Source organism: Aminobacterium sp. (genome assembly GCF_034926885.1).
Classification (GTDB): Bacteria; Synergistota; Synergistia; order Synergistales; family Aminobacteriaceae; genus Aminobacterium.
This window is the reverse complement of record NZ_JAYFQR010000016.1, coordinates 84,427-97,195: the sequence shown is the minus strand read 5'-3', so window position 1 is coordinate 97,195 and position 12,769 is coordinate 84,427. Positions and strand designations below refer to the sequence as shown.

Sequence of the window (12,769 nt, the reverse complement as noted above, 5' to 3'; positions counted from 1 at the left end):
TGATGTCATGGCGGGTTTACCTCCTATATCCTTTATTTTGGTTGTTTGAGCAACACCAGTATAAAGGAGAGGTGCCCGCCTTTTTCATTATCTCTTTCACTTTACCTAAGTAAACGGAACGAAACTCTGGCCCATCTACATGAAACTTCAACTTCGCACTAGACATCATGCTTTATATGTGGTAGAAATATTGGCGTTGCCGGAGTGGCGGAATGGTAGACGCAGCGGATTCAAAATCCGCCGGGGGCGACCCTGTGGGAGTTCGAGTCTCCCCTCCGGCACCATAATAAGAAAGAGTAAAGGACTTCAACGCTTTTATGTGTTTGAAGTCCTTTTTTAATTATAGCTGGCTACAGAAAAATGGCAGACGCAAAGACACTGATAAAAAGCTTGGACAGATGGATTAGAAGTTGCATACGAATTGTGGCTAAAACAGTAGAAGTTTTTTAAAGGGATAAATGATATACTATGTATATCATTTGCGAGCAAAGGAGGCAAGAACATGTTGTCAGCTTCTACTTATAAGACAAAATTATCAGATCCAGTTGTACGATTGGCGAAATGGGGCAATAGTATCGGCGTAAGGATTCCTAAACATGTCGTGAAGGCACTAGGACTTGCGGCAGGTCATTCTCTAAAAATTAGGATAGAAGGTAATTGTATTGTTTTTTGCCCAATTCGTAAATATTCTTTAGAAGAACTTGTGTCAAAGATAACAGACGAGAATAAGCATGAAGAAATAGATTGGGGAAGTGACGAAGGAGCAGAACGATGGTAGAAGAGAAGCGGCGTTTTCCTGATCGTGGGCATGTTATACTTGTCGATCTCAAACCGGTTAAAGGGCATGAACAAGGGGGACAAAAACGGCCAGTTCTTGTCTTATCGCCATTTGAATACAACATCCGTTCAGGCTTATGTCTTATTGTTCCTTTTACAAAGCAAGAAAAGGGGTATCCTTTTGAAGTAAAGATAGACGAGCTCAAAATGAAAACAGATGGCGTGGTACTTGCAGACGCATTACGTAGTATTGACTGGAGAGCTCGCAATGCCTCATACTGTGAGTGTGCAGATTCGATTTTCGTTGATGAGGTTTTGGCGAAAATTGTTACGTTGCTTGATATGTAGATTATCTTTCCTTTTCTTATATCATCCATATGAAAAAACTAAGGAGAGTTAAAATGACAGATATTAAGTATGAAATCAAAGAAAGTTACGGTGTCCTTGCTGAGTCGTCGAAAGGATGGCAAAAAGAATTAAATCTTGTTAGTTGGAATGATAGAGAACCTAAATACGACCTTAGAGACTGGGATCCAACGCATACAAAAATGAGCAAAGGCATAACACTGACATGCGAAGAAATAAAGAAACTACGTGATATATTGAATACTCTTGAACTTTAGCTGTTTAGCGGGGAATAAATTTCAAAGCAGCTGAGTTTATGCAATATCGCATTCCAGTTGGTTCAGGCCCATCTGGAAAGAGATGCCCTAAGTGAGCGTCACAACGGGCGCAAAGCACTTCTGTTCGTTCCATTCCAAAAAAGAGATATTGCCTTGCTGTTATAGGAGCATCTTTTACGGTTGCCCAGAAGCTTGCACCACAGCAAACGCAAACATAAATACCCTTTTTATAGATGCGGCATACGTACGTGTTGCCATGAAAAATATAATTGATTCAGTGAACAACAAAAGTAACGTGCATTTCATAGTAACACCCTCCTTCTTCATCAACATGCTATATCCTCTTAATTATAGATACCTTATTGACGCAAAATAGCTTAAGTGCTATGGTTTTTTTGACCGTTATAACGCACAAAATAAGCGTTTTAGCGTAGGGGATGATGTCTATGGAAGATATGAAATTAGTTTTAGCTGCTAATCTTCGATGTATTCGAGAAGAAAGAAAGCTTAGTCTCGATAAGGTTTCAGAAATGACAGGTGTCAGTAAAAGCATGTTGGGGCAGATAGAGAGGGACGAATCAAATCCTACCCTCCAGACTGTGTGGAAAATAGCGAATGGGCTTAGGGTTTCTCTCGTCGATCTCACTGAATCTCACCGTTCTGATACGGTAATAATTTCAAAAAAACATATCTCGCCTATTGTCGGAGATAACGGACTTTTTCGCGTCTATCCTGTCTTCCCTTTTGATGGAGAAACCCGATCTGAAATTCTATCTATTGAGTTAGATAAGGGAGCTTATTCTTCTTCTGAGCCTCACAATCCAAGGACTGTTGAATACGTTTTAGTTTTTGAAGGTGAGTTGACTGTAACTTCTGGGACGGAAGAGCACTCGCTGAAAGCAGGTGAATCGATTAAATTTCGTTCTGATCGCCCCCATTCCTACCATAATTCCGGAAATGGCATAACGCGACTTTGCGTTATTATGTTTTACCCAGAATAGTGTGGTTGTAAGGAGTGATAATAATGAGTATTAGCCAAAGGACTGAGAAAATTCGAAAGGAATATATTAATAGCAAACCATCTATTAGTTGTTTACGAGCTGAGATATGGACAAACTCCCATAAGAAAACAGCGGGAGAACCAATAGCAGTGCGAAGGGCAAAAGCTTTTGCTGAAGCGTGTGAAAAACTCCCAGCTCTTATTTTTTCTGAAGAACTCCTTGTAGGAACCCCAGGTGAGTTCCGACGAACAGCTATTTTGACTCCAGAGTTTTCGTGGATGTGGGTTGATAGGGAGATGGATTCCTTTGATAAGCGGCCTCAGGATCCTTATATCATTACAGAAGAGCAGAAAAACTTTTTACGAAAAAATGTATGGCCATATTGGAAGGGAAACTCTCTGGAAGAAACTTTTCTTACGCGGGTTCCAAAAGATACGGCCAAAATTCTTGTTGATACAGGTATTCTCGACAACGACTCAAAATGGCGTCAAGCTGTGGGAGAAGTCACTCCTGATTATCAGGATGTACTTTTCCCTCGGGGATATAGAAAAATACGTGATGATGCAGAAAGAAAGCTGTCGTTGCTTAAAGCCGATTCTTTTTCGAATATAGAAAAAATTGATTTTTATAACTCTGTGATTATTGCCTGTAATGGCATTATGCGCCTGGCGGAACGATATAGTGAGATGGCTAGAACAATGGCTCTTTCAGAAGAAGATGAAATAAGAAAGGTCGAACTTCTTGCCATTTCTGATGTGTGCAAGCGTGTTCCAGCAGAACCACCTCGAACATTTCGCGAGGCTTGTCAGTTCGTATGGTTTGTGCAACTCGGCGGTATTATTTCTGAAAATCCTCTGGCCCTAAATCTAGGGCGTTTTGATCAATACATGTACCCTTTTTATAAATCTGATGTAGAAAAAGGCCAGTTGAATAGAGAAAAAGCACAAGAATTAATTGAATGTCTCTGGCTCAAGCTTTCTGAATGGGTGTGGACAATTTCTTCTAATACGGCTAATTATTTTGCAGGGTACAATCAGTTTCAAAATTTGACAGTAGGAGGACGTAAAAGAGACGGAAGTGACGGAACAAATGATCTCTCTTATATTTGTCTAGAAGCTACAGCCAGTGTAAAAACGCACCAACCAGGTTTGAGTGTAAGAATACATCCAGATTCTCCACATAAGTTTGTAATGGCAGTAGCAAAGCTTGTAAGTAAAGGATTAGGTTTCCCCGCTATTCATAACGACAGAGCAGGAGCCGACATGCTTTTGCAAGCTGGATACGATCCTGAAGATGCACGAGATTGGAGCAATTGTGGCTGTGTCGTTCCTCATTTTAGAAAAACTGGAGAATGGACCTCTGCTGTTAATGTAAATTTCGGAGCGGCTTTAGAATATGCGCTAAATGAGGGAAAGAGTCGTCTCACAGGAGAACCTTTAGGTCTTTCTGAAAAACCTGCCAGAGAGTTTAAAGATTTTCGTGAGGTTAAAGAGGCTTTTATGCGACAACTTTCCTATTTGGTCGACCATTCCGTAATTGGAACAGTTACAGCCCAGAAAATTCATATGGAGATGGTTCCTCGTCCCTTCCTCTCAATTTGTGTAGATGGGTGTCTCGACAAGGGGACAGATCTTAGCAAAGGAGGAGCTAAATATAATATAGGTCCTGTTCTTACGGGAATTGGCCTAGGTGTTGTTGCGAACTCTCTTGCTGCAATAAAAAAGCTGGTTTTTGATGACAAGAAAACTACTATGGAAGAGATCTTTTCTGCTTTAAATAGTAATTGGGAAGGGTACGAAAACTTGCGAGAGAAAGCACTTCACGTTCCTAAATATGGAAACGATGACGACTATGTAGATTCGCTTGTGACAGAGATTTCTGATTTCTATTATCGTGAAACCCGTAGACATAAAGATATATTGGGGTCCCCCTTTAATTCGGCTTTTATGGGTATTTCCAACTATGTCCCCACAGGGAAAATTGTGGGAGCTCTTCCATGTGGCAGAAGAGCGAAAGAACCTCTTACAGAAGGTGTTTCTCCCTTTGCCGGAAGCGATGTAACGACTCCTCTTGCAGTGATGCGTTCAGCAGCGAAGGTGAATCATGATGTTCATGCTGGAGGTACTCTTCTTAACTTGAGATTGAATAAAGAATTGGTTAGTTCCGATAGAGGGCTTCGTAATTTGGGTGCCATGATCCAGGCGTATTTTTCCTTAGGGGCTTTTCATGTTCAATTTAACACAATTTCTACAGAGGAATTAAGAAAGGCTCAGGCAAAACCAGAGCAATATCGCGATCTGCTAGTAAGAGTGGCTGGATATAGCACCCAGTTTGTCAATCTTTCTCGGGAGATGCAAGATGCTATTATAGCTCGAACGGAACATGGATCTTTCTAAGTTAGATATGGCAGATAGAAAAATTTGTGTCTCTCAAATTCAGCATTTTTCTGTCAATGATGGAGAGGGAATCCGTTCAACAGTTTTTTTGAGCGGGTGTCCTCTCCGCTGTCATTGGTGCTGTAATCCTGAAACATGGACGCCATTCCCCAAAGAAGTTATCTTGTCTTCTGGTAAAGGTGAAGTTATGGGCCGTTTTATGTCTGTAGATGAAATTGTTAGGGAACTTGAACGATATTCTCTTTTTTACCGTCACTCTGAAGGGGGAGTCACATGGTCGGGAGGGGAACCCTTTTTTTACCCCAGAAATTTACGGCAACTTGTAAGAGAGTGTTCTTCCTCCGGATTTTCTCAGGCGGTAGAAACGTCGTGTTTTTTCAATTGGCAGGATGTATCAGATATTATTGAAAAACTCGATTTTGTCTTTGCCGATATTAAGCATATGGAGAGTATTCATCATAAGAGGCTGACAGGTGTGGAGAATAAAATAATTCTTGATAATCTTAAGTGTATAGGTGCAACTGGAATAAAGACAGTGATTCGTGTTCCGCTCATAATGCATGTTAATGATAGCGAAGAAAATATTAGAAATACTGCTCGATTTGTTTCGCGCCATATGAGATGGAAGATAATGGAGCTGTTGCCCTATCATAATTTCGGCGCATTCAAATACGGACTTCTTGGCCTTGAAAAGTATTGGCATGACTTTGAAACCCCGTCGAAAGAACATGTAAAAAAGCTTGAAGAGATTATCACTGATGAAGGAGTGGCTGTTGTTCACTATAGATAGGCTAAGAATATAGTATTTTTCATGGTATGCTGTTATGCCGTAACCAAGGAGAAGGGAGAGTGTCTCATGAACAATATCATTTATTTTGTTATGCCAATTATTAAAAATATCATATTAGCTCTTTTGACAGTATTAGTAGGATTAAAAGTTATTCAATGGATTACCAAAGGTGCAGAAAAGTTTGTTGAAAAGTCATCCTTTGACAAAACGTTGAAGCCATTTGTTGTTTCTCTCATCAACGCTTTATTAAAAGTTCTTTTGGTTATATCGGTAATTAGTATTCTGGGAATAGATACAACATCTTTTGTGGCAGTCATAGCGGCAGCAGGTTTTGCCGTTGGATTGGCCTTCAAGGGGTCTCTATCTAATTTTGCAGGTGGAGTTTTACTCCTAGCTTTGAGGCCCTTTAAGGTAGGGGACTACATAGAAGCAAGCGGATTTAGTGGAACTGTTCAGGCTATACAAATTCTCTATACAGAACTTGTTTCCGTTGATAATAAAGTAATATTTATTCCTAACGGGAGTCTTTCAAATTCCAGTATTGTAAATTATTCCATTAAGGATACTCGCCGTGTAGATTTCAAGTTTGGTGTTGGGTATGAATCGGATACCAGTATGGTTAAAGAGGTTTTAAAGGCAGTGGTAGGAAGCCACCCATTAGTATTAAATGACCCAGAGCCCTTTGTCAGAATGTCTGAGCACGGGGATAGTGCCATTGTTTTTGCCGTTCGAGTTTGGGTGAAGGCACAAGATTATTGGACAGTATATTTTGATGTAGTTGAAACAGTGAAAAAGCGTTTTGATGAAGAAGGCATATCGATACCGTATCCTCAGATGGACGTGCATTTGAAGCAACAGTAACTTTTTCTATAAATATGTAATTTATAAGAGCGGGCCGTCTCTCTCACTTGTTATTAGGGGAGGCCCGCCCTTTAATTTTCTTAATTTGCAAAAATAGTATCCTTATGTTATAATTGTATATACAATAAAGTGCATTGTTGTAAATAATCCTCGAAAACTAGATCACGACCAACCCAGTAATCTTGTGAATATGGCCATAGATTTGTTTTCCCTAGAATCAATTACTTCTTATTTGTCATGTTTTTTAAGGCGTTTTCTGACGCCGCTTTTCTTTTTTTGTAAAGGAGGTTTATCGTGCGTATTAGTAGTATTCAAATGAAGACGAAGCTGGCTGATGTTGATCATAACTTTTCTCGTGTGCAAAAGTTGATAAGAAAAACAGTTGAAAATGAAAAGCCAGATGTAATAGTTTTGCCTGAGATGTGGAACATCGGTTTTTTCCCTAAGGAAAATCTAGACGTTCTCTGCGATAATGAAGGTGAACGTACTAAGCGTGAATTAGGCTCATTAGCTAGAGAGTTAAATATCAACATTGTTGCTGGTTCAGTTGGCAACAGACGTGAAAATCAAATTTTCAATACATCGCTTGTCTTTAATAGAGCGGGTATATGCATTGCTGAATATGATAAAGCTCATCTGTTTTCTTCCATAGGCGAAAATGACTATTTTTCTCAAGGAAATCACTCAACTATTTTTAAACTTGATGATGTGACGTGTGGAGTTGTTATTGGATATGATGTGTATTTCCCAGAGCTGACAAGAACTTTGGCACTCCAAGGAGCAGATGTATTATTTGCCGTTGCTCAATGGCCAATGACTGATATTACGCATATAAATGTGCTTGTAGAGGCAAGGGCTATTGAAAATCAGTCTTTCTTCGTTTTTACGAATTCATGTGGCACTGCGGCTAAAGTGAAATATGGAGGGAATTCATCACTAACAGGTCCTCGGGGTGAGATTCTCGGGCGTACTGGATTGGTAGAGAATACACTTACAACTGATATAGATCTTGCCATGATTAGCGATATTAATAACTCAACTAACATGTTTTGTGATCGCCAACCGATGATATATAGAGTGAACTAACAGGTGAGGAGGGGGGAAGATGCGCCATTTAATGCTCTTGGAAACAATGAATTGGATTGCATCTGGCATCTATTTTGATGAACATGGGAAAGAGTATAAAGTTAATGGCCAGAGCAAAGTAAAACGCGACAAAGAACGTTGGTCAATATCTGGTTTTATGGAAGTTTTGCTCGATACCCCCATTAAGTTCTATAACGATTATGAAGTGGAACCAACCGATGATAACTGTATTTTGAAATGGACGTCTTTTAACCCCGGTCTCGGCAAGTTATGTGGCAAATTCTCTTTTATTGATGATGCAATAATTTCTGATTTTGTATCAGAAGACGAAAAATATTCAGGCTTCGAAGTCCTTACACTTCTTAATGAAAAAACCTATAAAGCTATTGGAATTTGCTTTGATGGCGAGAAAAGAATATCCTCATGGTCTGTAATTCTAAAAGCCGATAATGTTTCCTGCAAAGAGTAATCACTTTTATAATGAATAGGGGACAAAACATATGACAAGAGAATATCGTTGTTATCAAATTGATTCCTTTACGAAAGAGAAATTCTCTGGAAATCCGGCAGGAGTGATTACAAACGCTGACAGACTCACAGAAATGGAAATGCAGAAAATTGCCAGAGAACTTAATAATTCGGAGACAGCTTTTATTTTTCCATCTTCGGAAGATGTGTATGACGTAGAAGTCCGTTTTTTTACACCAACAAAAGAAGTTCCAATCTGTGGCCACGCAACAATTGCAGCGCATTACGCACGTGCTGTTGAAAACTCTATGGGAACAGTGAGGATTTACCAAAAAACCGGTGCGGGAATTTTGCCTGTTGATATTATTAAAGAAAAAGATGACTACCGAATAGTAATGACTCAAGGCCAAATTGAGTTTGGGGATACTTTAACTGGCGAAATTTTGGACAAAATACTATCTGCTTTGAATATAAGCTATGGAGATTTGCTTGAAAATTATCCAGTCCAAATTGTTTCTACTGGCCACTCAAAAGTTATGATTGGCATAAAAGATAAAGAAACACTAGACTGTCTTCAGCCTGATCTTTCCTTTTTGGCAGAAATTAGCGGAAAAATTCAATGCAATGGATTTTATGTCTTTACGATAGATCATGAGAGCGATATTTTAGTTCACGGAAGGATGTTTGCACCTGCAATAGGTATTTCCGAAGATCCTGTTACTGGTAATGCCAACGGGCCTTTAGGGGCTTATCTGGTTCATTACAAAAAAGTTGACTGCACAAGCTCACGATTCTTTTTTAGAGCAATGCAAGGAGAAGCAATTCATCGACCTGGAGTTATAGACGTTCAAGTAGATATAAATAATGGAGAACCTGACGAAGTTAAAATTTCGGGGAATGCAGTTATTGTGTTCCAATCAGAAATTTTATTGTGAGGAAATCTGTATAACAAACAGGGGGTGTGCTATAACCATGTCACGATTTGCCGAACGAATGAAGACTATGGAAAAGTCCGCCAAGATTATTCGAAACCTCTTCGGTGCAATGAACGATCCAGATCTTATCTCCTTCGGAGGTGGCGCTCCAGCAAAAGAGGCTCTTCCAATTGATATCGTTCGAGAAATTACCAACGAAGTTATGCGAACTGATAAAAGAGGGGTAGAAGCCCTCCAATACGGCAATGTTATGGGATTGCTCGACCTTAGGGAAGTTGTTGTGAGTGAGCTGTTGGCTCCTAAAGGGGTAAAAGCGAAGGCTGACAATATATTAATCACAAGTGGTGGCTTAGAAGGTATGAACCTTCTCTGTCAGCTTTTTATCGATCCGGGAGACGTGATATTGGTAGAATCCCCCACCTTTGTGCATTGTGTGGAAATATTTGAGATGTTCCAGGCTAAATGTATTGGCGTAGATATGGATAATGATGGAATGATCCCTGAAGATCTTGAAGCCAAAATTATGAAATACAAACCCAAGATGGTTTACGTGATTCCGACTTTTCAGAACCCTTCAGGAAGAACCCTTTCCCTTGAGAGACGAAAGAGAGTGGCGGAGTTGGGAAGCAAATATGACGTTATTATTCTCGAAGACGATCCTTATCGAGATATACGTTATAGTGGCGTTGATTTGAAGCCTATTAAGGCATTCGACGAGACGGGGCATACCGTTCTTGCAAATAGTTTTTCGAAAATATTTTCACCAGGCAGCAGACTTGGATATGTGTTTGCTAGCGACGAAGTGACAACAAAATTATTCGATGCCAAGACGGCTACAAACTCTCATACCTCTATGTTGCCTCAGGTTATTTGTGCGGAGTTTTTTAAACGAGGCTATTATCCAGCTCACCATAAAATGATTTGTGACCTGTATAGAGAGAGAAGAGACACAATGATTGAGTGTATCGATGCATTTTTCCCGAAAGGAACCAAGAGAACTTTCCCTGATGGCGGTCTCTTTACATGGGCGGAGCTGCCGGGAGGAATCAATACAACAGATCTTCTAGTGGAAGCGACATCAAATCCCAATGTAAAAGTGGCTTATGTGGCGGGAGAAGGCTTCTTCGTCGAAGGTGGCGGTAAGGGAAATAATTGCATGAGACTGAGTTTTGGCGCAGTTGCTCCAGAGAAAATTAAAATAGGCGCTAAGAAATTGGGCGACTTGATCTCTTCAAAGTTGAAAGAATAGCGTTGAATTATTGCCCCCTTGCCGGAGGAGCCTATTTCCTAAAAATGCCAGTTATTCCTCCGGCAATGAGGGATGATACATCTGCTAATACTTTAGGTAAAGATAATTTCCCAGGAAAAGCAAGATATCGTGCTTCCCACTGAGGTGTAAATTTATCTTTATACATTCTTAAACCCTGAAAATTATAAAAGTATTCTCCATGGCGGTAGAGAAAATTACCGAATTTATGCCATAAAGGTGCCATTTTGTGCCCTTCTAATCCGGAAAGTGGGGCCATCCCAAGGTTGAAATATGCAAATCCCTGTTCTTTCCCCCATATCATAGTCTTTAAAAAGAGGTAATCCATAACTTCCATTGGAACATCCGATGTATAACGCATAAGGTCTGGAGAAAGTTCTTCCCTCCCATAACTGGTCCAGAGATTGCAAAAGGCTACTATTGAAGAATCAATCTCAACTATACCAATTGGGAATTTGCTCATGTAATCCCTGTCAAAAAATCCCAATGAAAAGCCTTTCTCTCTTGTGTTTTTATCAGCCAGCCAAAGGGTTGAAATTTCTTCGATACGATTCATTACAAGTGCGCTTTCTGATGGCATGAGAACTCTAAAACGCAGGCCTTCCTTTTCTGCCTTTCTCAGAACCCATCTGAATTTTTTCTTTGAGCTTCCTTCTAGATCGAATTCACCAAGAGAGACTCTTCCAACTTCCCCAAGCTTAACAAGCGTTAAGCCCATATCTACATAGTTTGCAATTTGAGACGGTGATACCTGATAAAACACAGTGTTTCCTTCGTATTTATCGGCAAGCTCTCGAAACCCCCAAAGTAAGTCTGAAAATTCTTCTTCAGTGCCAATAGGGTCTCCCATGGAAATCCAACTTTTTCCGTGAATGCCGTACATTATCATAGAGTTTTCAGAAGCGCTGAAGTAAAACTTTTTATCGCCTAACATGGCAAGATAAGACTCGCTTTTGGTGGATAGTGACACAATCTTTTCTACAGCGGGCCAATTGGTTTCTTCTTTAGGTCCTTTTATGTTTGCGTGTTTGAACAGCTGTTTCATGGCGGCGATGCAGAGAAAAATGAGTATTCCTACCTGAGCTCGAAGGAATCTCGGAGCATTACTTTCAAGGGTAAATTGCCACCATAGTTGGGAAGAATAGTTTACATGGCGATAAGAAAAAAAGCCGACCCAAGTTGTTGCAATTAAGACAAGAAGCACACTTATCAACCATTGGGTGCTCATGACATTTCCGAGTAACATCCCTTTTCGGGTAAAGTGTTTTTTTGCAGGAATAAGAGAAATAATCATGGTAACGAGTATTCCCACCTCAATGTACCGAGCACCTCTAAACAGAGAGAAGACAATTCCCGATGCAAGCAATACACATGTAAGGAACCATGCTGTATCTATCTTTCTCAACAATCCTTGAGAGAGAAAAATAAGAGCCATACCAGTGATAGCGCTCAAAAAGTGAGATGCTTCAATAAGGGCAAGAGGAATGTATTTATCCATAAAATGCAAATATCCCATGGGGATGGGAAGAGATCCCGATACAAGAAGAATGGCACCGGCAATAAATGTTCCTAACGAAAAAAGGTAGGGAATTAATATAAGAAGTGTTGACGTTAGTTTTTTCCCTTTGGTGACTAAACGTTTTCCATTTGATACGGTTTCTCGTAAACCAAGGCATACGATTGCCGTGAAAAAGGGAACGATGTAATAAATACCTCTATAAACGAGAAGATTTCCCATAAGAGTATGTTTATCAATAGTTGGTGGCATAAGTAAAATTATGACTGTTTCAAAAACTCCAAGTCCTCCTGGTACTTGGCTGATCACTCCCGATAATTGTGCGAGGAGAAATATTCCGAGAAAGTAAAAGAATGATATGCCCGAAGTATTTCGTATCAGTATAAATAATACTGAAGAGGCAAGAAGCCAGTCAGAAATGGCAATGATGGCTTGAGGCAAAACTATGCGAATATCAAAGGGAGTACGATGCAAAAGGGAAAATCCGAGATAAAGAATACCTGGAATGAGAATAAGCACTCCCAAAAAATGAAGAGAACCGAAAGGAATGTGGAATTGCCCCGGTAAAACAAGAGGATCAAGTAAAAAAGCAGCTCCACCAATAATGCTATAACCTAACCAGAAGGTGCCACTAGTGAACCCGATTATGCGTGCTATTTCAATAGGAGAAAGCCCTAACGATGTGTATATCCTATAACGTATAGACCCACCAGAGACTAAGCTGAATCCGATATTATGGCTGAATGCGAAAGAAATAAACGAAGCTAAACAAGCGCTGCCATAATTTAACGGATGACCTATACTTTTAAGGGCAAGGAAATCATATAATGTAAGAACGAAGTAGTCGCATATCATGAATAAAAAAGCGAAAATAATATATTTAAAGGGAATTTGTGTTAGCTGAAATAGAATATCGTGAATATGGTAATCTTTGAGTTCTTTGTGAAGAACCCACAAGGCAGTGATAAAAAGAGAAAGTCCAATAACGGGTAGTAAATTTTTTATTATCGTTTCGAATGCGTTTAATTTGCTCAACAAACGTTTCATAA

13 protein-coding genes, 1 tRNA gene and 1 pseudogene are annotated in these 12,769 nt (G+C 39.8%); 12 read left to right on the top strand and 3 right to left on the bottom strand.

What is annotated here, in order from left to right; all coding sequences use genetic code 11:
• Nucleotides 1–198 precede the first annotated feature (198 nt).
• The 4 genes from VB083_RS07505 (at nucleotide 199) to VB083_RS07490 (ending at nucleotide 1,400) form a co-directional block, all read left to right on the top strand.
• Nucleotides 199–284: transfer RNA gene (locus VB083_RS07505), tRNA-Leu, on the top strand.
• A 218-nt stretch (nucleotides 285–502) separates the two neighbouring features.
• Nucleotides 503–778 carry an AbrB/MazE/SpoVT family DNA-binding domain-containing protein gene (locus VB083_RS07500; RefSeq protein ID WP_213690253.1) on the top strand — a complete coding sequence of 92 codons (276 nt, stop codon included), beginning with the start codon at nucleotides 503–505 and terminating at the stop codon, nucleotides 776–778.
• Nucleotides 772–1,125, top strand: a complete 354-nt coding sequence (locus tag VB083_RS07495; RefSeq protein WP_213690254.1) for a type II toxin-antitoxin system PemK/MazF family toxin — start codon at nucleotides 772–774, stop codon at nucleotides 1,123–1,125. Before VB083_RS07500 ends, VB083_RS07495 begins: the two co-directional genes overlap by 7 nt.
• 53 nt (nucleotides 1,126–1,178) lie before the next feature.
• Nucleotides 1,179–1,400: a YdbC family protein gene (locus VB083_RS07490; RefSeq protein ID WP_213690255.1), complete on the top strand. Its 222-nt coding sequence runs from the start codon at nucleotides 1,179–1,181 to the stop codon at nucleotides 1,398–1,400.
• Between the two features lie 4 nt (nucleotides 1,401–1,404).
• On the opposite strand, the pseudogene VB083_RS07485 reads toward VB083_RS07490, so the two are convergent.
• Nucleotides 1,405–1,536, bottom strand: a pseudogene (locus tag VB083_RS07485) (peptide-methionine (R)-S-oxide reductase); the annotation flags it as partial.
• Nucleotides 1,537–1,574: 38 nt separating this feature from the next.
• Nucleotides 1,575–1,706 (bottom strand): hypothetical protein, encoded by a 132-nt coding sequence (locus VB083_RS07480; protein WP_323401924.1) that lies wholly within the window; start codon nucleotides 1,704–1,706, stop codon nucleotides 1,575–1,577.
• A gap of 140 nt (nucleotides 1,707–1,846) precedes the next feature.
• Here VB083_RS07480 and VB083_RS07475 point away from each other — a divergent pair, with 140 nt between their 5' ends.
• From VB083_RS07475 to VB083_RS07440, 8 genes are all read left to right on the top strand, one after another.
• Complete coding sequence (locus VB083_RS07475) at nucleotides 1,847–2,401, top strand: XRE family transcriptional regulator (RefSeq protein WP_323401923.1); 555 nt, start codon at nucleotides 1,847–1,849, stop codon at nucleotides 2,399–2,401.
• Nucleotides 2,402–2,424: 23 nt separating this feature from the next.
• Nucleotides 2,425–4,797 (top strand): formate C-acetyltransferase/glycerol dehydratase family glycyl radical enzyme, encoded by a 2,373-nt coding sequence (locus tag VB083_RS07470; RefSeq protein WP_323401922.1) that lies wholly within the window; start codon nucleotides 2,425–2,427, stop codon nucleotides 4,795–4,797.
• On the top strand, nucleotides 4,784–5,587 hold the full coding sequence (locus VB083_RS07465) for a glycyl-radical enzyme activating protein (protein WP_213695552.1): 804 nt from the start codon (nucleotides 4,784–4,786) through the stop codon (nucleotides 5,585–5,587). The genes VB083_RS07470 and VB083_RS07465 overlap by 14 nt, the downstream gene beginning before the upstream one ends.
• Nucleotides 5,588–5,653: 66 nt before the next feature.
• A complete protein-coding gene (locus VB083_RS07460) occupies nucleotides 5,654–6,448 on the top strand; it encodes a mechanosensitive ion channel family protein (protein ID WP_323401921.1) in 795 nt (264 codons plus the stop codon).
• Nucleotides 6,449–6,742: 294 nt separating this feature from the next.
• Nucleotides 6,743–7,534: a nitrilase-related carbon-nitrogen hydrolase gene (locus VB083_RS07455; RefSeq protein WP_213690391.1), complete on the top strand. Its 792-nt coding sequence runs from the start codon at nucleotides 6,743–6,745 to the stop codon at nucleotides 7,532–7,534.
• A gap of 19 nt (nucleotides 7,535–7,553) precedes the next feature.
• Nucleotides 7,554–8,003: a hypothetical protein gene (locus VB083_RS07450; protein ID WP_323401920.1), complete on the top strand. Its 450-nt coding sequence runs from the start codon at nucleotides 7,554–7,556 to the stop codon at nucleotides 8,001–8,003.
• Nucleotides 8,004–8,034: 31 nt separating this feature from the next.
• On the top strand, nucleotides 8,035–8,937 hold the full coding sequence (locus tag VB083_RS07445; protein ID WP_323401919.1) for a PhzF family isomerase: 903 nt from the start codon (nucleotides 8,035–8,037) through the stop codon (nucleotides 8,935–8,937).
• Nucleotides 8,938–8,974: 37 nt separating this feature from the next.
• Nucleotides 8,975–10,186: a PLP-dependent aminotransferase family protein gene (locus tag VB083_RS07440; protein WP_323401918.1), complete on the top strand. Its 1,212-nt coding sequence runs from the start codon at nucleotides 8,975–8,977 to the stop codon at nucleotides 10,184–10,186.
• 31 nt (nucleotides 10,187–10,217) lie between these two features.
• Here VB083_RS07440 and mprF read toward each other — a convergent pair whose 3' ends face one another.
• Nucleotides 10,218–12,767: a bifunctional lysylphosphatidylglycerol flippase/synthetase MprF gene (gene mprF / locus VB083_RS07435; RefSeq protein ID WP_323401917.1), complete on the bottom strand. Its 2,550-nt coding sequence runs from the start codon at nucleotides 12,765–12,767 to the stop codon at nucleotides 10,218–10,220.
• Nucleotides 12,768–12,769 lie beyond the last annotated feature (2 nt).

Coding starts and splice junctions, on each gene's coding strand:
- mprF (WP_323401917.1), bottom strand. CDS start 12,767: ATGAAACGTTTGTTGAGCAAATTAAACGCATTCGAAACGATAATAAAA.
- VB083_RS07490 (WP_213690255.1), top strand. CDS start 1,179: ATGACAGATATTAAGTATGAAATCAAAGAAAGTTACGGTGTCCTTGCT.
- VB083_RS07495 (WP_213690254.1), top strand. CDS start 772: ATGGTAGAAGAGAAGCGGCGTTTTCCTGATCGTGGGCATGTTATACTT.
- VB083_RS07445 (WP_323401919.1), top strand. CDS start 8,035: ATGACAAGAGAATATCGTTGTTATCAAATTGATTCCTTTACGAAAGAG.
- VB083_RS07440 (WP_323401918.1), top strand. CDS start 8,975: ATGTCACGATTTGCCGAACGAATGAAGACTATGGAAAAGTCCGCCAAG.
- VB083_RS07460 (WP_323401921.1), top strand. CDS start 5,654: ATGAACAATATCATTTATTTTGTTATGCCAATTATTAAAAATATCATA.
- VB083_RS07500 (WP_213690253.1), top strand. CDS start 503: ATGTTGTCAGCTTCTACTTATAAGACAAAATTATCAGATCCAGTTGTA.
- VB083_RS07475 (WP_323401923.1), top strand. CDS start 1,847: ATGGAAGATATGAAATTAGTTTTAGCTGCTAATCTTCGATGTATTCGA.
- VB083_RS07480 (WP_323401924.1), bottom strand. CDS start 1,706: ATGAAATGCACGTTACTTTTGTTGTTCACTGAATCAATTATATTTTTC.
- VB083_RS07465 (WP_213695552.1), top strand. CDS start 4,784: ATGGATCTTTCTAAGTTAGATATGGCAGATAGAAAAATTTGTGTCTCT.
- VB083_RS07450 (WP_323401920.1), top strand. CDS start 7,554: ATGCGCCATTTAATGCTCTTGGAAACAATGAATTGGATTGCATCTGGC.
- VB083_RS07470 (WP_323401922.1), top strand. CDS start 2,425: ATGAGTATTAGCCAAAGGACTGAGAAAATTCGAAAGGAATATATTAAT.